The organism is Mesorhizobium metallidurans STM 2683 (assembly GCF_000350085.1).
Classification (GTDB): domain Bacteria; phylum Pseudomonadota; class Alphaproteobacteria; order Rhizobiales; family Rhizobiaceae; genus Mesorhizobium; species Mesorhizobium metallidurans.
Window position 1 is genome coordinate 168,621 of record NZ_CAUM01000134.1, and the last position, 22,731, is coordinate 191,351.

The 22,731-nt window shown below is 63.2% G+C and carries 25 protein-coding genes; 4 read left to right on the forward strand and 21 right to left on the reverse strand.

All coding sequences use genetic code 11. The features are described from left to right. Positions 1-7: 7 nt before the first annotated feature. The 7 genes from MESS2_RS22685 to MESS2_RS22715 form a co-directional block, all read right to left on the reverse strand. Entirely contained in the window at positions 8-1,027 is a 1,020-nt protein-coding gene (locus MESS2_RS22685; RefSeq protein WP_008876810.1) for an aliphatic sulfonate ABC transporter substrate-binding protein, read from the reverse strand. A gap of 53 nt (positions 1,028-1,080) precedes the next feature. Further along, the gene (locus tag MESS2_RS22690) at positions 1,081-1,992 is read right to left on the reverse strand and encodes an ABC transporter permease (protein WP_008876811.1); all 912 of its coding nucleotides are present in this window, start codon (positions 1,990-1,992) and stop codon (positions 1,081-1,083) included. A gap of 11 nt (positions 1,993-2,003) precedes the next feature. Next, on the reverse strand, positions 2,004-2,840 hold the full coding sequence (locus MESS2_RS22695; protein ID WP_008876812.1) for an ABC transporter ATP-binding protein: 837 nt from the start codon (positions 2,838-2,840) through the stop codon (positions 2,004-2,006). Between the two features lie 17 nt (positions 2,841-2,857). Continuing rightward, complete coding sequence (locus tag MESS2_RS22700; RefSeq protein WP_008876813.1) at positions 2,858-3,184, reverse strand: 4Fe-4S dicluster domain-containing protein; 327 nt, start codon at positions 3,182-3,184, stop codon at positions 2,858-2,860. After that, positions 3,181-4,815, reverse strand: coding sequence for an FAD-dependent oxidoreductase (locus MESS2_RS22705; RefSeq protein ID WP_008876814.1), 1,635 nt, complete (start codon positions 4,813-4,815; stop codon positions 3,181-3,183). Before MESS2_RS22705 ends, MESS2_RS22700 begins: the two co-directional genes overlap by 4 nt. A gap of 51 nt (positions 4,816-4,866) precedes the next feature. Next, entirely contained in the window at positions 4,867-5,454 is a 588-nt protein-coding gene (locus MESS2_RS22710; RefSeq protein WP_008876815.1) for a thioredoxin family protein, read from the reverse strand. A 292-nt stretch (positions 5,455-5,746) separates the two neighbouring features. Beyond that, a complete protein-coding gene (locus MESS2_RS22715) occupies positions 5,747-6,727 on the reverse strand; it encodes a heme/hemin ABC transporter substrate-binding protein (RefSeq protein ID WP_244440050.1) in 981 nt (326 codons plus the stop codon). 150 nt (positions 6,728-6,877) lie between these two features. Here MESS2_RS22715 and MESS2_RS22720 point away from each other — a divergent pair, with 150 nt between their 5' ends. Together MESS2_RS22720 and MESS2_RS22725 are read left to right on the forward strand one after the other, a co-directional pair. Continuing rightward, on the forward strand, positions 6,878-8,998 hold the full coding sequence (locus MESS2_RS22720) for a TonB-dependent hemoglobin/transferrin/lactoferrin family receptor (protein ID WP_083918666.1): 2,121 nt from the start codon (positions 6,878-6,880) through the stop codon (positions 8,996-8,998). A gap of 2 nt (positions 8,999-9,000) precedes the next feature. Further along, on the forward strand, positions 9,001-10,086 hold the full coding sequence (locus MESS2_RS22725; RefSeq protein ID WP_083918667.1) for a siderophore-interacting protein: 1,086 nt from the start codon (positions 9,001-9,003) through the stop codon (positions 10,084-10,086). Positions 10,087-10,144: 58 nt separating this feature from the next. Here MESS2_RS22725 and MESS2_RS22730 read toward each other — a convergent pair whose 3' ends face one another. The 9 genes from MESS2_RS22730 to MESS2_RS22770 all read right to left on the reverse strand — a co-directional run bounded on the left by MESS2_RS22730 (position 10,145) and on the right by MESS2_RS22770 (position 18,567). Next, positions 10,145-10,582 carry an aconitase X swivel domain-containing protein gene (locus tag MESS2_RS22730; RefSeq protein ID WP_008876820.1) on the reverse strand — a complete coding sequence of 146 codons (438 nt, stop codon included), beginning with the start codon at positions 10,580-10,582 and terminating at the stop codon, positions 10,145-10,147. Beyond that, the gene (locus MESS2_RS22735) at positions 10,579-11,829 is read right to left on the reverse strand and encodes an aconitase X (protein ID WP_008876821.1); all 1,251 of its coding nucleotides are present in this window, start codon (positions 11,827-11,829) and stop codon (positions 10,579-10,581) included. The genes MESS2_RS22730 and MESS2_RS22735 overlap by 4 nt, the downstream gene beginning before the upstream one ends. Before the next feature lie 76 nt (positions 11,830-11,905). After that, positions 11,906-12,973: an ABC transporter ATP-binding protein gene (locus MESS2_RS22740; RefSeq protein WP_008876822.1), complete on the reverse strand. Its 1,068-nt coding sequence runs from the start codon at positions 12,971-12,973 to the stop codon at positions 11,906-11,908. Beyond that, on the reverse strand, positions 12,973-13,761 hold the full coding sequence (locus MESS2_RS22745; protein ID WP_008876823.1) for an ABC transporter permease: 789 nt from the start codon (positions 13,759-13,761) through the stop codon (positions 12,973-12,975). The genes MESS2_RS22740 and MESS2_RS22745 overlap by 1 nt, the downstream gene beginning before the upstream one ends. Beyond that, positions 13,761-14,630: an ABC transporter permease gene (locus tag MESS2_RS22750; protein ID WP_008876824.1), complete on the reverse strand. Its 870-nt coding sequence runs from the start codon at positions 14,628-14,630 to the stop codon at positions 13,761-13,763. Before MESS2_RS22750 ends, MESS2_RS22745 begins: the two co-directional genes overlap by 1 nt. Positions 14,631-14,695: 65 nt before the next feature. Beyond that, positions 14,696-15,751: an ABC transporter substrate-binding protein gene (locus MESS2_RS22755; protein ID WP_008876825.1), complete on the reverse strand. Its 1,056-nt coding sequence runs from the start codon at positions 15,749-15,751 to the stop codon at positions 14,696-14,698. Between the two features lie 56 nt (positions 15,752-15,807). Continuing rightward, positions 15,808-16,785 carry a PfkB family carbohydrate kinase gene (locus tag MESS2_RS22760; RefSeq protein ID WP_008876826.1) on the reverse strand — a complete coding sequence of 326 codons (978 nt, stop codon included), beginning with the start codon at positions 16,783-16,785 and terminating at the stop codon, positions 15,808-15,810. A gap of 17 nt (positions 16,786-16,802) precedes the next feature. Continuing rightward, positions 16,803-17,840 (reverse strand): ADP-ribosylglycohydrolase family protein, encoded by a 1,038-nt coding sequence (locus MESS2_RS22765; RefSeq protein ID WP_008876827.1) that lies wholly within the window; start codon positions 17,838-17,840, stop codon positions 16,803-16,805. 1 nt (position 17,841) lies between these two features. After that, positions 17,842-18,567, reverse strand: coding sequence for a GntR family transcriptional regulator (locus MESS2_RS22770; RefSeq protein ID WP_008876828.1), 726 nt, complete (start codon positions 18,565-18,567; stop codon positions 17,842-17,844). Positions 18,568-18,981: 414 nt separating this feature from the next. Here MESS2_RS22770 and MESS2_RS22775 point away from each other — a divergent pair, with 414 nt between their 5' ends. Then, complete coding sequence (locus MESS2_RS22775) at positions 18,982-19,308, forward strand: hypothetical protein (RefSeq protein ID WP_008876829.1); 327 nt, start codon at positions 18,982-18,984, stop codon at positions 19,306-19,308. A 114-nt stretch (positions 19,309-19,422) separates the two neighbouring features. Here MESS2_RS22775 and MESS2_RS22780 read toward each other — a convergent pair whose 3' ends face one another. The 5 genes from MESS2_RS22780 to MESS2_RS22815 form a co-directional block, all read right to left on the reverse strand. Further along, positions 19,423-19,641 carry a DUF2934 domain-containing protein gene (locus tag MESS2_RS22780; protein ID WP_008876830.1) on the reverse strand — a complete coding sequence of 73 codons (219 nt, stop codon included), beginning with the start codon at positions 19,639-19,641 and terminating at the stop codon, positions 19,423-19,425. Between the two features lie 79 nt (positions 19,642-19,720). Then, on the reverse strand, positions 19,721-19,927 hold the full coding sequence (locus MESS2_RS22785; protein ID WP_008876831.1) for a hypothetical protein: 207 nt from the start codon (positions 19,925-19,927) through the stop codon (positions 19,721-19,723). A 101-nt stretch (positions 19,928-20,028) separates the two neighbouring features. Continuing rightward, positions 20,029-20,328, reverse strand: coding sequence for a DUF1236 domain-containing protein (locus MESS2_RS22790; RefSeq protein WP_008876832.1), 300 nt, complete (start codon positions 20,326-20,328; stop codon positions 20,029-20,031). A 408-nt stretch (positions 20,329-20,736) separates the two neighbouring features. Further along, on the reverse strand, positions 20,737-21,606 hold the full coding sequence (locus tag MESS2_RS33505; protein ID WP_244440051.1) for a hypothetical protein: 870 nt from the start codon (positions 21,604-21,606) through the stop codon (positions 20,737-20,739). Between the two features lie 354 nt (positions 21,607-21,960). Further along, positions 21,961-22,257, reverse strand: a complete 297-nt coding sequence (locus tag MESS2_RS22815; RefSeq protein WP_008876836.1) for a hypothetical protein — start codon at positions 22,255-22,257, stop codon at positions 21,961-21,963. On the opposite strand from MESS2_RS22815, the gene MESS2_RS32430 reads away from it, so the two are divergent. Beyond that, on the forward strand, positions 22,256-22,507 hold the full coding sequence (locus tag MESS2_RS32430; protein WP_157357791.1) for a hypothetical protein: 252 nt from the start codon (positions 22,256-22,258) through the stop codon (positions 22,505-22,507). The genes MESS2_RS22815 and MESS2_RS32430 overlap by 2 nt on opposite strands. The last annotated feature ends 224 nt before the right edge of the window (positions 22,508-22,731 follow it).

Below are 22,731 nucleotides of genomic sequence, written 5' to 3' on the forward strand. Positions count from 1 at the left end.
CGAAACGCTATTGAACGGCAGCGACTTCCGTATAGGCGGCATCGACAAAGCTCTTATCGACCCATTTGCCATAGTCGATTGAGCCCTTCAAAAGCCCCGCGCCGGCCATGAACTTTTCTTCGTCCTTGAGCGCGGCGATCGCGTCGTCGGTGAGTTTGGGATCCTGGTAGAACAGGCCTTGGCTGTAGGTCTTGCGGACGGATTTCTCCGAAGACTTGGTCGCCTCGACAAAGGTCTTAATCGTCTCGTCGGGATGGGCGTCGGCCCAGCGCGCAATCTCGATATCGACCTTCAGCAGCCGCCTGACTAGGTCAGGATATTTCGTCGCGAAGGCGCCATTGACCGAGATGACATTCGGCACGTTCCATTCCGGATGCGAGCCGGTGTCATAGAGCACACGGGCCTCGCCGGTATCGACAAGCTTGGCCGCCGTCGAGTCGGTCTCGACGATGGCGGCGATATCGCCGCGCAGCAGCGCCGGGCCCGACGCCTCGAAGGGCAGATTCAGCCCTTCGACATCGGCCGTCGTCAGGCCGACGCTGTTCAGCGCCTTGCTGAAATTCGAATGCCGCACCGTGCCGGTGAGATAGGCGACCTTTTTGCCCCTCAGATCCTGCAGCGTCTTCAGCGGCGAGTCGGCCTTGACGACGATGTAGGAGCCGCCAGACTTCACATAGCTCGACAGGCCGATCAGCTTGACGTCGGCGCCGGAAGCAGCGACGCGCAGGGCCGGATTGTTGCCGGTGTAGGTGAACTCGATCGCCCCGGTCGCCAGCGCGGTGGTCGCCTCGGAGCCGCCGTTGAAGGTCACCAGGTCGACCTTGATGCCGTCCTTGGCGAATTCCTTCTCCCACCAGCCATCCTGCTGGGCGAGGATGAATTTGAGATGGCCAGGTGCTGTGCTGCCGATGCGGATGACGTCGGGCTTGTCCTGAGCAAAGGCCGGCACGCCGCCGAGCCCGACGACCACGGCGATGGCGCCTTGCAAGAGCAACCTGCGAATTGCATCGAACCGTATCTTTGGCATCTGAAATTTCCTTCCTGATAGCACGATTGGCCTGATTGGGATGAATGGCCGGCTTAAATGAGTGAGCTCTCGGACTGGCCCTTCCAGGCGGTTGCCCAGCGCTCGAACCAGACGAGCAGATAGTTGACGACGAGGCCGATGACGGTGAGCGTCAGGATGCCGGCATACATGTCAGCCGTTTCCATCATCAGTTGTGAGTTCTGGATGAGGAAGCCGAGCCCGGACTTGGCGGCCAGCATCTCGGCGCCGATCACCGCGAACAGCGAGGATTTCACCCCGAGCCGCGCACCTGCGACGATCGAGGGAATGCTGGCCGGCAGGATGATTTTGCGGAACAGGTCGAAGTCGGACGTGCCCATCGAACGTGCCGCCTTGATCAGCAGCGGATCGACCGACTTGACGCCGCTGATCGTGTTGACCAATAGGAAGAACACCGAGGAATAGAAGGTGATCGCCACCTTCGATTCCTCGCCGATGCCGAGCAGCAGGATGAACACCGGGAGCAGCGCGAATTGCGAGGTGTTGCGTAGCGTCTGCACCAGGAGGTCGGAGACCTTTTCGAACAGCGAATAGCGCCCCATCAACAGGCCGAGCGGGATGGCCACCACCACGCCGAGCGCGAAACCGATCGCCGCGCGTTGCAGGCTGATGCCGACATGCTCGACCAGCACGCCCGAGGCGAGCAGCTCCCACCAGGCGACGAGCACTTCGCTCAGTGGCGGAAAGAAGATGCGGTTCAGCCAACCGAGCCGCGGCGCGATCTCCCAGGTGAGGAAGAACAGGCCGAGCAAAGGCAGGCCGTAGACGAAGGTGCCGAAGCTGGCTCCTCGCCTGCTGGGCTTTGCGCGCGGGGCGGCGGCTCGGGCCTTGATTGCCGGGACCCTGGCGGCAGCCACCGCTTCACCGGCTCCGGCAAACGGATGAAAGCCGCCGGCCGGGCCAAACTTTTCGGTCAGATAGGCCATGCCAAAACTCCTCAGTGGCTGAACGCCGGCGACAGCGTCCAGTCTTTCTGTGCCTTGTTGACTTCGTCGCGCAGCACGTCCCAGACGCGGGCGCGGTGATTGTTGAAGGCATCGCTGGCGCGGATGTCGCCTTCGCGCGGCCGCGGCAGGTCGATATCGATGATCTCCTTCACCGTGCCCGGACGCGCGGTCATCACCACCACCCGGTCGGCCAGGAAGATCGCCTCGTCGATCGAATGGGTGACGAAGATCACCGTCGTCTTGATTTCGCCCCAGATCCTGAGCAGTTCGCCCTGAAGGAGCTCGCGCGTCTGCTGGTCGAGCGCGGCGAACGGCTCGTCCATCAACAGCACTTCCGGATTGCTGGCCAGCGCCCGGGCGATCGCCACGCGCTGCTGCATGCCGCCGGAGAGCTGGTTGGGAAAGCGGTCCTCGAAACCGGCAAGGCCGAACAGCGACAGAAGATGGCGAGCCGTGGCGGTGCGCTCCGATTTGGCGACGCCGCGCACTTCCTGCGCATATTCGATATTGGCCAGCGCCGTGCGCCAGGGAAACAGCGCATATTGCTGGAAGACATAGCCGGTCTTGGGATCGGGCTTGCTGATCCGCCTGCCGTCAAGCTGGACGCCGCCGCTGGTCGCCTGCGTCAGCCCGCCAATGATGTCGAGCAGCACCGACTTGCCCGATCCGCTCGGCCCGACCAGCGTGATGAACTCGCCCTTGCGGATGGCGAGGTAGACGCCGTCAAGCACGGTGACGCGGTCGGTCGCCTCGCCATCGACGGTGACGAACTGTCCCGGCTTGAGCTGGAAGGTCTTCTTGATGTCGTTGACGACAATGCGGTCCATGCCAGTCTCCGATCGCTTTATTGCGCCACGCGGATGCGGTGCGTCGGGTCGAACTCAGAGCCCCCGGCCTTGCCGCGCTTCCAGCCGAGCGCACGGGCATAGCCGCCGAACAGATGACGCGCTTCGACTTCAGCCTCGCTGATGCCGGTCGGCCCTTCGGCAACTTCGGCCACGTAGAGCGCGTCGGTCGGGCAATAGATCTCGCAGAGGAAGCAGGTCTGGCAGTCTTCCTGGCGCGCGATTACCGGCGCGCCGTCCTTGGTCGCGTCGAAGACGTTGGCCGGGCATACCTTGACGCAGATGTCGCATTCGATGCAGCGCGTGGCCGAGACGATCTCGATCATGACGCCAACTCCGCCAGCCGCTCGGACGCTCCGGCAATGCGAAAGTCGTCGACGCCGTTGATCACCAGCCGGTGCGCCAGGGACAGTTTCTTGCCCGGCAGATCGGTGCGGCGATGCATGCCGCGGCTCTCGCTGCGATGAAGTGCTGCCGCCACCGACCAGCGCCCGGCGGCGGCAATCGACGCGGCCTCGCGCGTACGGATCCGCTCCAACCCCTCGCCCTGCAGATGGTCGCGGACATCGCGCCACACGCTCTCCAGCCGCTCACCACTTTTTTCTAGGCCAGCGCCACTGCGGAAGAAATTCTTGTCCAGCGGTGTTACCTCATCACGCACGGCCTCGATGATCTCGGTTGCCGCGATGTCGGCGCGCGGCGAAGCCGCCGGGCGCAGGCCGGCCTGGCCGAGCGGCCGGACCTCATTGCGGAACGCCTTGCCGCCGCGGCGCCTAGCATGGGTCGAGGCGCCCTTGCCGGCCCACCAGCCGCTGGCCAGCGCCCAGGACGAATTGACGGCGCCGCCGCCCGAAACCGCGCCGGTCATGATCTCGCGGCTGGCGGCATCGCCGGCAACGTAGAGGCCGGGCACGCCGGTGGCGCAGTCGTCGGAGACGATGTCGATGCCGCCAGTGCCGCGCACCGTGCCTTCCGCGCGCAGCGTGATGCGGAACAAATCGCTGAAGGGGTCGATGCCGGCGCGGTCATAGGGCACGAAGCAGTTCGGCTGGCCCTGGCGCAGCCAGCCTTGCAGCGCCGGTTCGGCCTGGTCGAGCCGCGCATAGACCGGACCCTCGATCAGCGCCCGCGCCACTTCCTCCTCGCGGTCGCCGATGCCGTTGCGCAGCGGTTCGCCGGTCGGTCCGAGGATCGCGGATCCGTCTTCGCGGTGGAACGAGGCCCAGCGAAACGGCAGGCCTTTGTTCAGCGACGAGCCATGGGGCGCCAGCGTGTATTTGCCGGTGAATTCCATGCCTGACAGGGTGGCGCCGGCTTCCGCCGCCATCAGATAGCCATCGCCGGTCAGCCCGGCCGAGCCGAGGATGCGCTCGCGGAAGGCACAGCCGCCGGTTGCCAGCACCACCGCCTTGGCGTCGACCCGCCAGTCATGCTCGACCTGTCGACCAACGCCGGCGGCACCGACGACCGCGTCGCCGTCCGACAGGAGTTCGAGCGCCGGGTGATGGTCGAGCACGGTGACGCCGGCCAGCAACACCCTGCGGCGCATGAAACGCATGTAATCCGGTCCGCGCAGATTGGCGATGTAGAGCCGCTCGTCATCCTCGCTCGGAAACGGATAGCCCCATTCGGAAAGTTTCAGGAGATTGCGGTAAGCGGTGTCGACGCAGCGCAGCATCCAGCGCTGGTCGGCAAGTTCGCCGGTGCGTTGCCAGCGCCGCTCGACCACAGTGTGCCTGTTGTCGCCCGGCGGCACGCACCAGGTGCCGGTATTCGACGGCGCGGTGGCGCCGCTGGTGCCGAGGTAACCCTTGTCGGCCAGCACCACGGTCGCGCCGCTTTCAGCCGCGGCGACCGCCCCCCAGGCGGCCGACGGACCGCCACCCAGCACCAGCACATCGGCGGCGAGATGAAGCCCTTCTGGAGCGGATCGGACGGCTGTGGCAGTCTTCGGCATGATCACTCGCGGAAAGGGAATTGGCGGTCGGCTAAAGGCGGCAGGTTCGGCTCAGGCCGCCCTGGAAAACCACACCGGCTCGTTGCCGGCGCTCCATTTGATATTGCAGCCGATCGACGGCACCTGCTTGGCAGCCGGCGTTTCGCCCCTCAGCACCGTGTCGACCGCGACGCGCAGATCGGCACCCGTCACCGGCTTGCCGTTGCCCGGCCGCGCATCGTCGAACTGGCCGTGATAGGCGAGCCGCCGGTCGGCGCCGAACAGGAAGAAATCGGGCGTGCAGGCCGCGCCATAGGCTTTCGCCGTCTGCTGCGAAGCGTCCTTGAGATAGGGGAAGGCATAGCCGAACTTTTCCGCCTCCTCGCCGATCCTGGCCAGCGTCTCCTCGGAATGCGCCTCATGGTCGTTGGCGTTGATCGCCACCACTTGCAGGCCCTTGTCGGCACGATCCCTGGCGAAGGCAGCGAACGCCTCGCGGATCAAAACGACGAACGGGCAACGATTGGAGATAAAGGCGACGAGCAACGCCGGCTTGGCATCGAAATCGGCCAGCCTGTGCAGCACGCCCTGCGAGTCGGGCAACAGGAAATCGGCGGCCTTGGTGCCGAGGTCGATCGGATTGGATTCGGTTTTCGGCATCGATGCGCTCCCTTTGTGCCTTGGTTCTCGCAATCCAGCCACAAACGTCAACGCGTTCGCAGTTAGTCTATGAATTTAGTAGAATTATAGGCTGAAGGAGCCGTTCGCGGTCAAGTTGGCAGGATAGAATATCGTGCCAATGTTTGGACCAGCCCGGCAACTTTGTTCGGCTGGCGAGCGTCCCGAAGAAAACGACGCGGCGGACCGCCATAGGTCGCGATGGCCAACGGCTCGACATTTTTTGCCAAGCGGCCCTTACGGCGCAAAGGCCGACAGACCCGCCGAAATCGGCCTAATCTGCGTCCGCCACCTCTGGATAAAGCGCCTGCGCAAGGTCGCGGATCGCATCGGCGGTACGCGGGCCAAAGCCAATCATATAGGCGCCGTCGAGCACGATCAGCGCCTTGTTCTCCGCCGCCGGCGTAGCGCTCAGCGCGCGTGTGCCGAACACTTGCTCGGCGGTCGGCCCGCCCTTGTCGTCGCTCATCATCAAAATGACATCGGGCGCCATTTCGATCAACTTCTCCTCCGATGCCGGCTTGTAGCCTTTCACGACATCCATCGGATTGATGCCGCCGGCATAACGAATGATCGCATCGACCGCCGTGCCAGCGCCGGCCGCGCTCAGCCGCACCAGGCCGTGGAAGAACACCACCTTCTTGCGGCGCTCCGATGCAATTTTCGACGCGAGATCGGTGGCCGCTTGAAAGGCGGCGAGCACCTCGGCGGAGACCACCCTGCCCTTGTCCTCGCGTCCGAGCGACGCGGCGATCAGAGTGATCTTGCGCTCGATGCCTTGCTGGCTGTTGTCCTCGGGGACGAAGACGATCGGGATCGCCAGTGACTTCAGCACCTCGACGGCTTCGGGCGGCCCACTGTCCTCGGCCGCCAGGATCAGATCGGGGCGCAGCCCGGCCAACCCTTCGACCGAAAGCTGGCGGCGATAGCCGACATTGGGTTTTTGCATGACGGATGGTGGATATTTGCTGCCGCGATCGACGCCGATGATCCGCTCGCCGGCGCCAAGCGCATGCACGATCTCGGTGACATCGGAGCCAAGCGTCAGGATTCTCGTCGCCGGCCCCGGCGTGACGATGCGCCCCAGCGCATCCACCACTGTCTCGGCGGCCAGCGCCTTGAAGCCGCAGGAAGGCGCCAGGACGGACATTGCCAGAATGAGCACCATCGCGATCCTGCCCGGTCGAAACCAGTGGACCCACCTGCCCTCGCTGCCGACCATGCCGTTCACTTCCGTCCAGGATGCCTTCGCCAATGGTGTGGCCTATAAATTTAAAGTTGACTCATGTCATCATGTTTTAATATGTGACCCATGCCCTGATCGATCGGTCGAGGGATTTCCATCATGCCAGCCAAGGCCGTTCAGCCACCGCCAGCAGTTGCTTTGCTTGGGGGCTGGGATCACATGAGAACGAATACGACCTTGATGGCGAGCACCGCGCTCGCCTTCGCGCTCGGCCTTTGCGCCGCACCGCAGGCCAACGCGCAGGAACAGGAAAAGAAGGGCGCCCTCGCCAAGACCGGCCGGCTGGCACCGGCCAACGCCGCACAGGATCAGCCGGCCACCATGCTCGATGTCATCACCATCTCGGCGACGATGATCAAGACGGCGGTCATCGAATCGATGGCCGCCATCAGCGCCATCGATCAGGAAGAGCTCGACCGTATACAGCCCGACACCGCCGCCGACATTTTCCGCACCACGCCGGGCGTCGCCGCTTCGATGAACGGCGACGATCCGGCGACCGCCATCAACATTCGCGGACTGGAGCAGTATGGCCGCGTCGTCGTCACCCTCGACGGCGCCCGTCAGGATTACTGGCGTGTCGGCCATGGTTCGGGATCGTTTTATGTCGAGCCCGACCTGATCAAGGAAGCCACCGTCATTCGCGGCCCGGTGTCCAACGCCTATGGTTCGGGCGGCATCGGCGGCGTCGTCTCCTTCGAGACCAAGGATGCCGGCGACTTCCTCAAGCCGGAGGAGCGCTGGGCGCTGAGCGAGAAGCTCGGCTACGAGGACAATGGCGACGGCTTCACCACCAGCACCACCGGCGCCTATCGCTTCAGCGACGACGCCGACATCATCGGCAACCTCATCTACCGCGACCGCGACAGCTACACCGACGGCAATGGCGACATCGTGCCCTGGACCGGTGAGCGGATGACCAGCGGCTACATGAAGACGACGCTGCGGCCGGCCGACGGCCACGAGCTGAAGCTTGGCGCCATCCTGCAGCGCTACAACGACCAGATCACCGGCTCGAGCGGCTCGATCTCGCCGACGCTCAGCCGCTACGATACCAACACCACCAACCAGACCTATACGGCAGCCTACACCTGGAAGCCTGACGACAATGCGCTGATCGACTTCAGCGCCAATGCCTACCACAACCGCACGCGCGCCGAGCAGACGCAGGTCTGGCCGACGTCCGCGATCGGCAACTTCCGCTACTACGACGTCGCTACGACCGGCTTCAACGTCAAGAACTCCTCACGCTTCGACGCCTGGGAGATGGCCCACACGCTCACCTACGGGCTCGACTACTACTATCTGGAGGCCTCGTCGGAAGCCGCGCATTTCGGCGCCGGCGAGCAGCAAGGCTATGGCGGCTTCCTGCAATGGCAGGGCGATTATGAGAACTGGCTGCAGCTCATTGCCGCCATGCGTTATGACGGCTACCAGCTCGACGGCGAAACAAAGACCGTACCCCCGGAGAAAGCCTCGATGTCGGGTGACCGCTGGTCGCCGCGCCTCACCGTCGGCGTGACTCCGCTCGAAGGTTTCCAGATCTACGGCACCTATTCCGAAGGCTACCGGGCGCCGGGTCTGCAAGATGTCTATCGCGGCGGCGGTGCGCATGGCTCCGGCGACGCCTATCTCCCCAACCTGCTCCTTCAACCAGAGACGGCGAAGAACTGGGAAGCCGGCATCAACGTGAAGTACGATGATGTGCTGACGGCGGGTGACCGGCTGCGCGCCAAGCTCAACGTCTTTCACACCGACGTGGAGGACTACATCGAAGTCGACCTGCGCACTGGAATACCGCGCACCGCGATCAACATCGGTGACGCGCGCCTGAAGGGTGTCGAAGCCGAAATGGTCTATGACTATGGCTGGGGCTTCGTGAACCTTGCAGGCGCGCTAATCGACGCTAAGATCGTCAGCGGCGTCTACTCCGGTCAGGCGCTCAACAACACGCCGCTCGACCGCTTCTCGGCGACCGTCGGCTTCCGGATGCTCGAAGACCAGCTCACCGTCGGCGCGCAATATCTGAGCATCGGCAAGATCACCCGGACAAGCCGCACCAATCCAAACGCCGTGCCGGTGGTCAATGACGGCTTCGACCTCGTCAATGTCTTCGCCAACTGGCGCATCAACGACCACGCCAAGCTCGATTTCGCCGTCGATAACGTCTTTGACACCGCCTACACCGACCCGCAAAGCGCATGGTCGACGTCGGCGGCAACGGAACAGGGCAAGGGCCGCACCTTCAAACTGGCGCTGACTGGCAGAATCGGAGGTTGAGCGTGAGCGCAGCATTGGTGAGCGGACTGGCCTGCGAAGCGCGTCTGAACCTGCGCAACCTGCCGCTTTACATCGACCGCATCAGCGACAGGCTGCGGAGCTTCGATGCCGATGCCTCGCAAGAGGGGCAGCGGATCGATTTCCGCTTCGCCTTCGGCGGCGCGTCTCTCGACATGGAGCGGCTGGTGATGCGAGCCAATGCCGCCGACCGCGACGGCCTTGCCCGCATCAAGGATCTGCTGGCCACCGCGGTCCAGGTCTATGCCAGGGAAGAAAATCCCGAGATCGTCTGGACCGGCGATCTCGCCGATGAGACCCGCCTCGCCCAGTATCGCGAGATGATCGTGACTGACGTTGGCGACCTCACCCCGCATATGCGCCGTATCCGCTTTGCCGGCGAGTATCTGGAGCGTTTCGCGAAATTCGGCGGCATGCACATCCGCATGCTGTTCCCGACCAGCGAAGTGCCCGATCCGCTCTGGCCCATGCTCGGCAGCAATGGTCTGCCGGTCTGGCCTTCGGATGACAGGCGTCCGGTGGCGCGCGTCTATACGATCCGCAAGCTCGACGTGGCCAACGGCTTCGTCGATGTCGACTTTCTCGTACATCTCGGCGAGAGCGTCGGCGCTGCCTGGGCCATGCAAGCGGCACCCGGCAAGAAAATCGGCATCATGGGGCCGGTAGGCCGTCCGGTGCGGCCGGCATCATGGTATGTGCTGGGTGCCGACGAAACCGGCCTGCCGGCGCTGGCACGGCTGTTGGAGACGCTGCCCGCAGGGACCAAGGGCGTGGCCTTCGTCGAGATCGGCGACGATGGCGAACGACAGGAGATCGACAACGCCACTGGCATCGAGCTGCACTGGCTGACACGGGACGGCATTGCGGCCGGCGCCGACGAGCGGCTGGCGGATGCTGTCCGGTCCGTGGAATGGCCGCAGGCTGGCTCGGCCTTCGGCTGGTTCGCGGCGGAAGCAGCAGCGGCCAGGATCGTTCGCGAACACTGGCGCGGCACGCTCGGGCTCGGCCGCGACCAGACGCTGGCCGCGGCCTATTGGCGCCGTGGCGCTGCTGGACTGATGGCCGGCTAGAGCATGATCCCGAAAAGTTGCAGACTTTTCGGACAAGATCATGCGTAAAAACAAATACTTAGGTCAGGCTGACCATCGCTTGCGCATCCTCATTAATGCCGATGGCGATCCGGTCGCCGGAGACAATGCCTGACGTGTCGCAGACGACCAGCGGCATGCTGATGCCGTAGAGGAATTCGGCGACGATGGCGCCGACGGCAAGGATCGGGTCCGGCCGCTCCAGGATGACGCCGGCCGGCGCCGTGCCCTTGCGGATCGCCTCGGCAAGAACCGACGAGGACGACGACGAGCCCCGCCCGCTTGACATGATCAGGATCCGGCCGGCGACATTGCCGCCCAGCTCGGCAAGCGAATGATCGATGATGTCGCCCGTCTCGGCATCGACGCCGCCCCAGAAACTGAGCGCTTGCGACAGTACCAGCGCCGAGCCTTGCGCCTCGCCAACCAACTGAAAAATGCCGGTTCTGTCCAGGGTTCGCCTGTCCTGCCCGCTCATCGCGTGCCTCGCACGACATGGCCGGCCGCGGCGGAGCGGACGCAATCCGCCATGTCGCCAAAGGCCACCGAGACGCCGATATTGCCGGGCGCGTAATGCGCCCATTTGCCGGAATTGGTCATCACCACGCCGTCAAGCCGCTCGATGATCGAAGTGACATAGGTGCAGGTGTCGGCGACCGATATAAGCCCGAACGCCTCCATGCCGGCCAGCGCCCCCTCATCCTGCAGGCGCGTCAGCGTCGCGCGACCGGTGTTGACGTAGATCGGAATGCCCCTGCCCGGCGCGACCTTGCGCAACAATGGCAACAGCCGCATCCATTCGTCATGCGAGAAATGCGGCGTGCCCAGTGACACGGCCGCCAAAGGCGCGCCGTCCGGTACGCTCGATAGCCTGGCCAGCGCATTGTCGAGGTCGGCGCGCGTGATGCCAATTATCTCCTCTGGCGCCATGCCATGAAACGCCTCTTCGAGCGTGTTCGCTTCCGGCGTGATATCAACCGCATGGAACAGCGCCACAGCCCCGGTCGTCGCCGCGGCGGCGCCCAGCGCTTTCAACTGATCCTCATCGCGCGGTCTAGGCAGGCCCGAGATCACCGGGATGCGATCGCCACTTGTTTGCCCGATGATCAGCCCGACGGCGACGAACAGGCTATCGCTCGGTTCCGCGTCAGAATCGATCAATTCGAACAGAACCCGGCCGCGCCGGTTTTCGCTCAAATGCAGGCCCCATGCGGGCGCACGTCCGGTCATCGCGCAGCACAGATCGATGAAATCGCCGTAACGGTTGGTCCGCGCCCCGATCACGGAATTGGCAAAGACGATGGCGTTGGATTCACCCCAGGCGATCTGTTCACCAAAACCGGGCCGGAACCGTGTCTGGTAGGGTGCACAGGTGAAAGTCGCCCGGCAGCCGAGTTCCAGATGCGCCTTCATCAGTCGCCGCGCCGGCGCCTCCTGCGACGGCGGCATCTTCACCAATCCGGGATGGATGAGATCGAAGGAGCCGACATTGAGCGTCGTCGGCACAAGCACGCGGCCACTGCCCTCGACCAGTCTTTCGACGAAATCGAGGCTGGCCTGACCGTGATAGAGACAGCCATCGATATGAGCACCGGCAATGTCGAGCAGTTTCGACGCGCCGACCGCCTTAGAAAACGCGACCAGTATCCTCATCGCGGCGGCTGTAGCCGGCCCCCGCGCGCCCCGCAGCATCGACTGGTCTCGCGCACTCAGTTCAAGCGTCATCGGCTGTTTCGCTTTCCGCACTCCGCCGATAAGCTCTCCCCGATTGCGGTCCGGCTGGCAAGTCCGGCAGCCTGATCTAGCTCGCGGCGATCAGCACGGTGCTCTCCGGCGACCAGCGCAACACCACGTCTTGCCCCTCCGCCAGCCGCTCGATGCCGGTGTTCTGCACGATGACCTTGAGCGTCTGGCCGTCGCGTTCGACGAAATAGGTGCTGTTGTTGCCGGCGAAGATGCGCTTGGAGATCTGGCCCCGGAGCATGTTGCCATTGGCCCGGCCCGCGCTTCCGGCATCGGTGGCGATGCGGATGCGTTCGGGCCGCACGGCGCAGCTCGCCTTGGCGCCGGCTGCAAGCGTCGCGCCAGCCCCGGCGGCGATGGCCGTGCCGTCGGGCAGTCGGATGCCGGTGCCCGTGCTGTCACCGCGCAATATGTTGGCATCACCGAGGAAGGTGGCGGCGAACTCGCTCTTCGGGCTATCGTAGATCTCCTCCGGCGGCCCCTCCTGCACCAGCCTGCCGTCGCGCAAAATGCCGATGCGGTCGCTCATCGTCAGCGCCTCTTCCTGGTCGTGCGTGACGAAGATGGTGGTGATGCCGATCTCGCGCTGGATGCGTTTCAACTCGATCTGCATGTCGACGCGCAGCGCCTTGTCGAGCGCGCCCAATGGCTCGTCGAGCAAAAGCACGCGCGGCTTGGTGACGATGGCGCGGGCCAGCGCGACACGCTGGCGCTGGCCGCCGGAGAGCTGGTGCGGTCTCCGGCCACCGAGCTTGCCGAGTTGCACGAGCTCAAGCGCGCGCTTTACCTCGGCGGCAATCACCGCCTTGGCCTCGCCGCGCACCGACAGCCCGAAGGCGACATTGTCGGCGACGCTCATATTGGGAAACAGCGCATAGTTCTGGAACACCATGCCGATCCGCCGCTTCTCGACCGGCACCCGCTCGACGCTTTCGCCGCCAATCGCAATGCGGCCGGAGTCGGGAAAATCGAAACCGGCGATCTGGCGCAAGAGCGTGGTCTTGCCGCTGCCCGACGGCCCAAGCAGCGCGTAGAAACCGCCATCGGCAAAATCGATAGAGACGTCGTCCAGCGCCTTGTGCGCCCCGAAGCTGCGCGACACGTTCGATACCTGCACGCCGGCCATTATTTCTCTCCGCCGAATTTGAAGAACCGCGCCGTGAGCAGCATCAGCGCCATCGACACGACGATGATGATGGTCGAGACCGCGTTGATCTCGGGCGTAAAACCCTTGCGGATCGCCGCGTAGATTTCGACAGGCAGCGTCGTCTGGCCAGGCGTCGACAGGAAGTAGGAGACCACGAACTGGTCGAACGACACGGCAAAGGCGAACAGCCCGCCGGCAATGACGCCCGGCATGATCCAGGGCAACGTCACGCGCCGCGTCACCTGCCATTGGTTGGCGCCGAGCGAGCGCGCCGCTTCTTCCAGTTCCGGTGCGAAGGTTTGCAACCGGGCCGAGACGACGACGATGACGTAGGGCAGCGCCAGGGCGACATGGCCGAGCAGGATGGCGAACAGGCCGCGGCCGATACCGACGCCGAAGAAGAAGATCAGCATCGCCGTGCCGGTGATCAGCCACGGAATGGCGATCGGCGGAAACAGCAGCGCCTGCAGGATTTTTTTTCCCCTGAACTCATAGCGGTAGAGCGCCAGCGACGCCGCCGAGCCGAGCACCACGCAGATGATGGTGGTGATGATCGCGATTTCGAGGCTGTTCCATGTCGCCGAGATCAGCTGGTCGTTCTGCCACAGCGACGCGTACCACTCGGTCGTCCATTCGAACGGCAATTGGTAGAAGGGCGAGACGTTGAACGACATCAGCGCCATGATGATGATGGGCAGATAGAGGAAGGCGAGCAGCAGCCAGATGTAGAGCCGGCCGAGCCTTTCGAGGATACGCGTCGTCGCCATCAGGCGGCCTTCCGCAACACTGGTGCGGCCAACGCCAGGATGACCAGCACGACGGCCAGCAGAATGAAGGACAGAGCGGCACCCAGCGGCCAGTTGAAGACGGCAACGAACTGGTCCTCGATGACCGTGCCGTAAAAGGTGCCGGTGCGGCCGCCGAGAATACGCGGTTCCATGAAGGAGCCGACCACAGGCACGAAGATGAGTGCCGCACCCGCGACCAGCCCCGGCATCGAGAGCGGGATGATCACCCGTTTCAGCATTTGCAACCGCGAGGCGCCAAGCGAACGCCCGGCCTCGATCAGTGAATCGTCTATGGCCTGCAGCGTGAGATAACAGGTCAGCACCATATAGGGCACGTAGGAGTGCACCAGGCCGATGATCACAGCCGGATAGGAATACATCAGGTCGATGTTGATCTTGAACGGCAGTACGGCGTTGAGAGCGGTGTCGAGGATGCCGCCTTCGCGCAGCACCATCGCCCAGGAGAAGATGCGCACCAGCCCGTTCGACCAGAACGGCAGGATGACAAGCAGGAAGATCGCCTCACGGCTGCGCCCCTTCAGCACCTTGGCCAGCACATAGGCCGCGGGGTAGCCGATGACGATGCACCACAACGTCACTTCGAGGCCCAGGCGCAGCGAGGCCCATAGCAGCCTCAGATAGAGGCTCTGCGAGAAGAAGGTCGCGTAATTGCCGAACGTAAATGCCCACGGCTTTCCCGACAGCGGCAGATCGGTCATGAAGGAGAAGAAGACCATGGCCGACAGCGGCAGGAAGATCGCCACCGTCAGCCAGAGATAGGCGGGGAGAAGCAGCGGCAAGGCCGATCTCAGCCCGCTGCGTGAAGCGGTCGCACCCTGTATCGCCATGATACCTCCTCCCCAGGATCGGAAGAATCAGCCGGCGGAAACCGCCGGCTGATCGGGACGTCAGCCTATTTCACGTCGACCTTGAGCTGCTGCCACAGCGCCAGATAGGCTTCGCGCTGGGCGTCGGTGATCGGCGCCTGGAACTGAATGCGCTTGGCGACATCGGGATCGCCCATCACCTTGCGGTTAAAGGCGTCCTCGGGAAGAGCTTCCACCGCCTTGGTGTTGGCTGACACCGGCGCGCCGACCTTGGTGACCCATTCGACATAGAATTTCGGATCGATCATGTAGTTGATGAAGGCTTCGGCCCCAGTGACGTTCTTGGAGCCGACCGGAATGGAAAAGGCGTCGAGCCAGGCGACAGCGCCTTCCTGCGGGATAACCAGCGAGACCGGCAGCTTGAAATGCGTCTTGGCGCGGTCGGCCGAGCCACTCCAATAGGTGCCGATGTCGATCTGGTTGGATGCGACCATCTGGTTCCAGTCGTTCTCCGAACTCCAGAATGTCTTGATCTGCGGCATCAGCGAGCTCAGCTTCGCCTTGACCGCTTCCATATCCTTGATGTCGTTGATGTTCTGGCCGGTGGCTATGGCGCCGAACTGGACCGCTTCGACAGCATCGTCACGAATGACCACGCGGCCCTTGTGCGCCTCGTTCCACATTTCGGTGATGCTGGTCGGCGGCTTGTCGAAAGATTTTTCGTTGATGGCGAGCGCCGTCAGGCCCCACACCCACGGCACGCCATAGACCTTGCCGTCATGATCGAGCATCGGCGAGCCTGCCTTGTCCGGACTGATGTCCGCATAGTTCGACAGCTTGGACGTATCGATCGGCTGGATCAGTTTTTCAGCCATCGCCTGGTCGTTAAAGGCAGCATTGATCATGACGACGTCGTAGAGGCCGGGATTGGTCCTGAGCTTGGTCAGCATTTCCTGTTCGGAATTGAAGAAGTCGTTGACGACCTTGTTGCCGGTCGCCTTTTCGAAGGCGGCGATCGCCCATGGCTCATCGGCGCCGTAGCCCTTCCAGTTGAGCACATGCACTTCGGCGGCACTGGCGGCCAGTACGGAGGTGAAGACGGCGGTCGCCGTCAGGAATGCAGTCAGTTTGGGCATGCGCATGTTCGTTCCTCTCTTTTTGCTTGCCCGGTTCCCGGGCTTGTCAGGTTTTCAGGCAGTTAGGCATGGGCCTTCCGGTTCCGGCCGTCGGCCCCTGTCGACGGACCGGCGATGTGGCTCAGGAATGTCTTGATTTCTGCGTCCGTCGGCGCCGAGGATCCGCCATGGCGAGTGACCGAGAGCGCCGCCGCCGCATTGGCGTAGCGCGCCGCCTCGAAGGCCGCCACGCCGCGCGACAGCGCGCCGACAAATGCGCCGATATGGGTGTCGCCGGCGCCATTGGTATCGATGGGGTCGACCTTGAAGCCAGCAACTGTCCGCGTGCCACCGCCGGCCAGCCGCACGAAACAGCCCTTTGCGCCGGCGCGGATGATGATGCCTTCAGCCTTCGGGCAATGGCTGGAAAGCAGACGGGCGGCGAGTGCCTCGACATCGCCAGAGCCGGCGATCTCGACCGCTTCCGTCGTGTTGCAGCTCAGCCAGGTCGTGCGGGCAAGCACCCGGTCGAGAGTGGCACGCGGAATGTCCGCGACGATCGGCGTCGGATCAAAGACGAAGGGAATATTCTCCGGTAGCGCCTCGATCCAGTCGCCCAGCGCATCGCGGCTGCCGGAATAGCTCAGCGTATAGCCAGAGGCGAACACCCAGTCGCCCGGCGCAACCCGGACCGGCGCCATCATGTCGAGGCTGAGCACGCTCTCGGCGCCGGGCCACGAGACGAAAGTGCGCTCGGCATCGCCGCTGATCATGGCGACGCAATTACCGCTGTCCATCACTGGTGATGCCGGCGTCAGTGCCGTGATGCCTTCGGCAGCCAAGGCAGCGCGCAGGAAATCGCCATTGGGTCCGGTACCGAGCTGGCCGCCGAAGACGACCTTCATGCCGGTGCGGCTGGCCGCGACCATCATGTTGAAGCCACCACCCGCGACTTGAGCAAAACTCGATGCGGTCTTCTCCGCGCCCGGTTCCGGCAAGGCATCGATGCGGTAGACATAGTCGACCACCGCGCTGCCGATATGGACGAGGCGCCCGCTCATGTCAGGCTGAGTTCCGCTCATGCCGCAGCATCCTTGCCAGAGCCGGCTTTTGCCGTGCGTGCCGCGACAAGATCAGTGGCCAGCGCATGCACCCGTTCTACGTTGAGGCCCTTCAGTCTGGCGATGTGCTGTTGCGGCAGCCGGGAAAAGCCCGTGCAGGCGCCGGCCATGCCGGCGGCAATGGCGCCGATCGTGTCGGTGTCGCCGCCGAGATTGGCGCTGATGATGGCGGCCTGCCAGGGATCGCCGCCGGCGATCTCCAGCACGGCGAAGGCAGCCGGAATCGATTCCTGGCTGGCGACGCCGGTGCCGACCAGATCGGTGATCAGCCGGATGCCGTCGGCGACAGTCCTGCCGCGAACGAGGCCCCTCGCCCAGTCGATGCGCGCAGCAATGTCGCCGCCGGTGACCCAATGGCCGAGTGCCGCGCCACGCCTGGCTGCCATGACGGCATGGTCCAAAGCGGCGTGCCAGTCGCCGCCGGCAACGCCGTTGCTGACGGCGGCCGCAACTGCGGCGGCCGAGGCGATCGCAATCGAGGTGTTATGCGTGGCCCGGCAGGTTTCCGCAACCTTGGCGACCAAGGCGTCGAGCGGTTCCAGCGGCATCATGATCCCGACCGGGGCGATGCGCATGGCAGCGCCATTGGTATCGCCGCCGCTTCCCGCTTCTTCGGGGGGCACGCCATTGTTGATGGCGTCGATGGCGCGCTTGGTCGACGGACCGAGCAGATCGTAGCTGCCACGCGCCTTGACGTCGCGCTCCCAGTCGAGCAGCGCATTGACCCAGCGCGTGTGGTCGAAACGATCGCCGGAAACAATCAGGATGCGGCCGAGCAGGAGCGCCTGTTCGGTGTCGTCGGTGATCGTGCCAGCCAGCAGCCCTTTCGATACCGGATGGTCGGCGACGGGCGCGACGAAACCCTCGACATGGCCGTAGAGCTCGGCGATGCGCGCGGGCGACAGGAGTTGTGTCGGCATGCCGAGCGCATCGCCCAGCGCGCCGCCGATGAGCGCGCCCATAGCCCGGTCGATCATCTCGGTCCTATCCATCATCTCAGAACTCCAGATGAAGGGCGAAATGCGCCGGGTTGAGCAGGCTGGTGACGAACTCGATGGCGCGGCCGTCGGCGGCGCGTGTCAGGCGTCGTGTGCGCAGGAACGGCATCCCTGGCGCGCAGTCGAGGATCGCCGCGTCCTCGGCGCTCAGCATCTCGATATCGACCCATTCTTCGCCGTGATCGGGAACAAGCTTCGCACCGCGCAGCGTCTGGTGCAGCGAGCCTTCGCGCAACCCGCGCAGCGGCACGTCCTCCAGCTCCGGCGACAACGGCAGACGGCTGCGCTCGATGGAGATGGCATGGCCGTCATCGGCATTGGTGCGCACCCGGTCGACGGCGATGAAGAACGGACTGTCGACGCCGAGCCTGGCGGCGAGTTCGGCATCCTGCATGACTTCGAGCCTGAGCGTGCGCGTGTCGGCATTGGCGCCGGCATTGGCCAGAGCGCGCGACCAGCCGACCGCGTCGTCGACCGGCATGCCGTCGAAAGTGACGAACGAGCCAATGCCGACCTTGGTCGTGATCAATCCGCGGCTCGACAATTCCTCGAGACCCTTGCGGATGGTGTTGCGGCTGACGGAGAAGCGCTGGACCAGCTCGTTCTCGCTCTGCAGGCGATCGCCAAAGCCGAGCACGCCGGAGCGGATCTCATGTTCGAGAACAGTCGCGATCTGTTCGGGCTTGCCCGTTCCGGGAGATGACAGAGCCGCGCGGCGCGCCATGGAATACCTGTTCAGTGAACCTGTATAGTCCTGTTCAATATCGCGCAGTAATGGCTATGTCAATGCCAGGACGGATGCACTTGTCGCCCGAAGCAGAAGTGCACCAACACAAAAAAGCCCGCCACGCTTGCGTGGCGGGCTCCAATAGGCTGCTGAATCGCGGAGATTCTGAAAACCGGGCGACTTCCGTACTTCCCCGCCGCCCGCTCGATTTCCAACGGATTGCTACGACTGCTGAAATGCCGGGAGTGGTTTCAGTTCCCGGCCGGGACGGCTATCGATGTTGCTTCTGATGCCTTTGTTACAGGCGCACTGGGAGGTTCCTGGCCGGAATTTTATGGGAACCTTCATTACCCCCGAGCGGTTTCCACCACAGTCGCAATGCGGCGACAATCGAAAAAATGGAGACAAACCATGTTTACGAAAATCCTCGCAGCGTCCGTATTAGCCGCCGGCTTGGCCACTTCGGCCGTGGCCCAGAACGCCGACGGACCGGGCGGCGGCACTGCCGGGACTGGCAGCGACAAAAGCGTCGTAGTCGACCCGGCTTATCCCGATCCTGCGGATCCTAACGCTGTCGACTTTGGGATCACCAACAGCATCGTCGGCGCGCCCGACAACTGGAATTCGAATGCTGATCAGAACTGTCCGGTGAACCCGCAAGGCGCACAACCCGACGCCTCGAACAGGGTTGCCGGCACGGCCTCACCGACCGTCAATGACAACCATTGTGGCAAGTAACCGAATCAACTCAGAATTCCAGCAATTCACATTGCTGCCGCGACACGGACCGAACTCCGTCCGCGGCAACAATGGCAGCCGTATGTCGGATGGTCCCCAAGCGGATGCCGGACGCTAGGTTGACGCCTTCTTCGGCTTGCTGTCCTTCGACTTGCCGCCCTTGGCGGCAACGGACTTCTTGAGCGCCGCTTTCGCTTTCGGCTTGCTGTCCTCGTTGTCGATCTCGGCAGCTGCCTGGTCCCAGTGGCGCTGATGCGCGCCGTCGGGTCGGCCGGCTTGTTCCCAGATCGCGTGTGCCCGTCTGCGAATACGTTCCTGCCGCTCGTCCGTCACTGTTGCCTCCGTCGGTTCGGTTCAAATCCGTGAGCAACAACTGTTTTAACTGAAATTTCGATCGGCGTCTTGGGCGGCCTCAGCCTTTATCCGACAGAACCGCGACACCAAGCAATGCCGCCTTCTTCTTGATCAGCCCTGCCAGATCCGCGTCCGAGCGCTCCGTTCCGGTTCGCTCACGCACGACCTCAATCACCTCCTTCATCGACAAGAGGCCAGTTCCCCGTTCGACAAGCAATTTGTCGACGACAGCGACCACGTTGGGTGAATCGACATGCGGCAACATGGAAATAGCTCCTTCATTCCCGAGACAGATTCACGCACTCCTGCGGCCAGAGACGGCCCGCCGCTCCTCTTCATCTTCCGGAGAGAGAGCGGCGGGTAAGGTCAGTCTATGACCTGCACAATTCTACGGGTGCCAGGGTCGACCAGCACGGTACGATTGTCGACGACCGCATATCTGTACTGCACGTCGGGGATCGACTGGAGCTCGACCGTGTCGGGCAGAGCGGAACCGACATTGAGTTCCACGCCCAGCAGGCTAACCGACGCCAGCGGGTGCTTTTGCACATGTTCGCGAATGATGGTCTGCTGTTCGGGTGTGACAATCACCTGATCCGCAGCGGCCACGCCTATGCCGGCCAGCAGAACAAACCCTGCAGCGGCAGGGACAAGGTGGATTTTCATCATCTTCTCCTGTTGCTGTTGGCAGGCTCGCCATTCATGGCTTTGAGAGCATCACTGCCGAGAAGGGCGAGCCCTGTGAGCAAACGCTGGGGCGTCTCTCTTGTTCCGTAAGCCGAGACTAATTGATCAAAGGGTTTACCGGCCGCCGCTATCGGCTTTCGCAACCCATCACGACCTATCGATGGCATCCGGCGTATTGGCCAGATCCGCTTTGAAGGGCGCTGCGATCCTGTCTGACCGCCGACCAGGCGCGGCGGGCATTCATCAGCTTCGCCGAGGTGAACGCCATGATGTGGACCGGCGTCGATCCGGTGACAGTGTCGCGTGAAGCCAAGAGCGCAAGGAGCATGCGCCCCAGGACCACGCGACACCCGCATTGAAGCAGGAGATTTCAGGGGCGAACGATGGCTACTGCTTCGGCGGTTGCACGGGCACCTCGCCGGGCTTGATTACCGGGGTCTTGCCTTCGTCCGGCGGTGGCGCGGCCATACCTTGATCGCCTGTCGGTGGCGGCTGCAGCACGCCGTCGCAAGGATCGAGCGTATCGGACAGACTATTCCTGTTGCTGCCATCGTTGTTGGCGGGCGGTTTCTGCTGCTGACCATTCTGCGGTGCGGCCTGGCAACGCCCGCGCGCCTGGCTCTCTGTCTGATCGGGTGTCTGCGCAGCAGCGGGTACCGCCAGGGGCAAGGCCAGCGCGCCCGCCACAAGCAATATGTGGAGAGGTTTCATATCCAGTTCCTTTCTTCGCGAACTCCTTGCCAAAGCAAATGGGCGGCGATTGGTTCCGGCGTGCGGCAACCCACCCCAGGCCGGCGCACTCATGAGGTCCGTTGCTCCTGTTCGACCGACACGATGGTTTCCGGCGACGATGAGGGATGACATGGGCTTGAAACGACTGCCGCTGATCGCAGCCATACTCTGCGCGCACGATGCCAACGCGAAGCCCGCATGTGAACGCGGTTCGCCTGACATTCTCGAAATGCTGGAATGGACGACCACGCGCAGCGACATCGCCTTGAAGGTCTTCAATCCGAACGACCGCGAGATCAACAAGATCGACGCCAGTTCAGAGACGCTGAGGGTGCGGTCATCGGCCGGATCAAGATCGATCCGGACCTGCATCTGGAGGCAAGCCAGTTCATCTACGACGTGATCGATCTGCCGTGGGCCGATGGCCTGGAGGCGGTCGCCCGAAAGGACATCGGCGGCGTCATCTGCACGATTTCGGTGCTCTTCGCCGACTGCACGGCGCAGGAATTCAAATAGCCCGTTCAATAAGAAAACCGGCCAATTTATGGGCGGACATTGCCATTGGCGAATCGTTAATCAGCGATTGCTACTATACCGGACCATGACCAAGAATCTCGGAAATGCGCAGAGGAACATTCCCAGGGAAACGGTGAACCGCTCTCTCCTGAGCCGGTTGGCGCCGGCTTTGTTTCCCCTGGCGGTCGTTGCCCTTGGATATATGATCGGCCGGCAATTCTTTGGATTCTAGCGCATGTCGCGCAAAAGTGTGCAGCGGTTTTGCGATAACGACATGCATAAAACACGAATCTAAAGCGCGTCGATCGAATCCGTTTCGACGCAAAACGCCTTGGGAGCGTCGAACTCGAAGCCGACTGCTTCTCAATCCGGCAAATCGGAAACCGGCTCGTCGCAGCGATGGACCAGGCACTGGCCGTCACGCGTCTTGACGTAGGCGGTGGTCGGCACCTCCGGCCAATCGCATTCGTTGCCGAATTGACGGACATATCGATCATACGTGTTGCGGCCAGTGGTCAGCACGACCGCGTGACGGCTCTGGATCAGAAGCTGCGTCTGCTCGCACGTCATGGTGCGGGTGTCTGGGCGCGCGTAGGCCGTGGCTGTTGCGGCAAACAGAATCGCCCCAGCGGCTGTCAAGACGGCTGGGCGAATTGGCATGGCGGCATCCTCACGAGATTTCGTCGTGCCTAACTCGCACCGTCGCTCGTCGTTCCGCAAGGTTGACGATGAAGCAACAATTCGTGACCTTGATTATCGAACCGAGCGCCAAAAACGCGAAAAGCCCGCCACACCTTTCGGTGTGGCGGACTTTAAAAAAATTGGACTTCACTCCTCCGGCGGCGTTGACACCACCGCAGCGGCAATTGCCGCGAGCCTGCCCTTCTTGACAAGCGCCGGCTTTTCGTAGGTTTTCTTCATAGGCCCTCTCCTCGTTACATCGAAAAATTGGCTTGTCGATCCAGTTCTGTCAATAGGCGAGGGCAATTGCCACGAGATCTACTCGAACAGCGGACCCTGGAACGCGTCGCATTTGGACGGACCCATGCGATGCGCCTCAAGGTCTTGTTATGTGCATGTCGTCATCGCAAAACCACGGGCGCGCCCTCAGATCAAGCCTTAGGACAGTCGTCA

Bases quoted from the DNA above. Each gene is read 5' to 3' on its own strand.
- MESS2_RS22770 (WP_008876828.1), bottom strand. From the start codon at position 18,567: ATGGCGCGCCGCGCGGCTCTGTCATCTCCCGGAACGGGCAAGCCCGAA.
- MESS2_RS22735 (WP_008876821.1), bottom strand. From the start codon at position 11,829: ATGACGCTTGAACTGAGTGCGCGAGACCAGTCGATGCTGCGGGGCGCG.
- MESS2_RS22755 (WP_008876825.1), bottom strand. From the start codon at position 15,751: ATGCGCATGCCCAAACTGACTGCATTCCTGACGGCGACCGCCGTCTTC.
- MESS2_RS22750 (WP_008876824.1), bottom strand. From the start codon at position 14,630: ATGGCGATACAGGGTGCGACCGCTTCACGCAGCGGGCTGAGATCGGCC.
- MESS2_RS22815 (WP_008876836.1), bottom strand. From the start codon at position 22,257: ATGCCAATTCGCCCAGCCGTCTTGACAGCCGCTGGGGCGATTCTGTTT.
- MESS2_RS22710 (WP_008876815.1), bottom strand. From the start codon at position 5,454: ATGCCGAAAACCGAATCCAATCCGATCGACCTCGGCACCAAGGCCGCC.
- MESS2_RS22760 (WP_008876826.1), bottom strand. From the start codon at position 16,785: ATGAGCGGGCGCCTCGTCCATATCGGCAGCGCGGTGGTCGACTATGTC.
- MESS2_RS22765 (WP_008876827.1), bottom strand. From the start codon at position 17,840: ATGATGGATAGGACCGAGATGATCGACCGGGCTATGGGCGCGCTCATC.
- MESS2_RS22745 (WP_008876823.1), bottom strand. From the start codon at position 13,761: ATGGCGACGACGCGTATCCTCGAAAGGCTCGGCCGGCTCTACATCTGG.
- MESS2_RS22720 (WP_083918666.1), top strand. From the start codon at position 6,878: ATGAGAACGAATACGACCTTGATGGCGAGCACCGCGCTCGCCTTCGCG.
- MESS2_RS22740 (WP_008876822.1), bottom strand. From the start codon at position 12,973: ATGGCCGGCGTGCAGGTATCGAACGTGTCGCGCAGCTTCGGGGCGCAC.
- MESS2_RS22695 (WP_008876812.1), bottom strand. From the start codon at position 2,840: ATGGACCGCATTGTCGTCAACGACATCAAGAAGACCTTCCAGCTCAAG.
- MESS2_RS22685 (WP_008876810.1), bottom strand. From the start codon at position 1,027: ATGCCAAAGATACGGTTCGATGCAATTCGCAGGTTGCTCTTGCAAGGC.
- MESS2_RS22705 (WP_008876814.1), bottom strand. From the start codon at position 4,815: ATGCCGAAGACTGCCACAGCCGTCCGATCCGCTCCAGAAGGGCTTCAT.
- MESS2_RS22785 (WP_008876831.1), bottom strand. From the start codon at position 19,927: ATGTTGCCGCATGTCGATTCACCCAACGTGGTCGCTGTCGTCGACAAA.
- MESS2_RS22730 (WP_008876820.1), bottom strand. From the start codon at position 10,582: ATGAGCGGGCAGGACAGGCGAACCCTGGACAGAACCGGCATTTTTCAG.
- MESS2_RS22690 (WP_008876811.1), bottom strand. From the start codon at position 1,992: ATGGCCTATCTGACCGAAAAGTTTGGCCCGGCCGGCGGCTTTCATCCG.
- MESS2_RS22790 (WP_008876832.1), bottom strand. From the start codon at position 20,328: ATGAAAATCCACCTTGTCCCTGCCGCTGCAGGGTTTGTTCTGCTGGCC.
- MESS2_RS32430 (WP_157357791.1), top strand. From the start codon at position 22,256: ATGGCGGCATCCTCACGAGATTTCGTCGTGCCTAACTCGCACCGTCGC.
- MESS2_RS22775 (WP_008876829.1), top strand. From the start codon at position 18,982: ATGTTTACGAAAATCCTCGCAGCGTCCGTATTAGCCGCCGGCTTGGCC.
- MESS2_RS22700 (WP_008876813.1), bottom strand. From the start codon at position 3,184: ATGATCGAGATCGTCTCGGCCACGCGCTGCATCGAATGCGACATCTGC.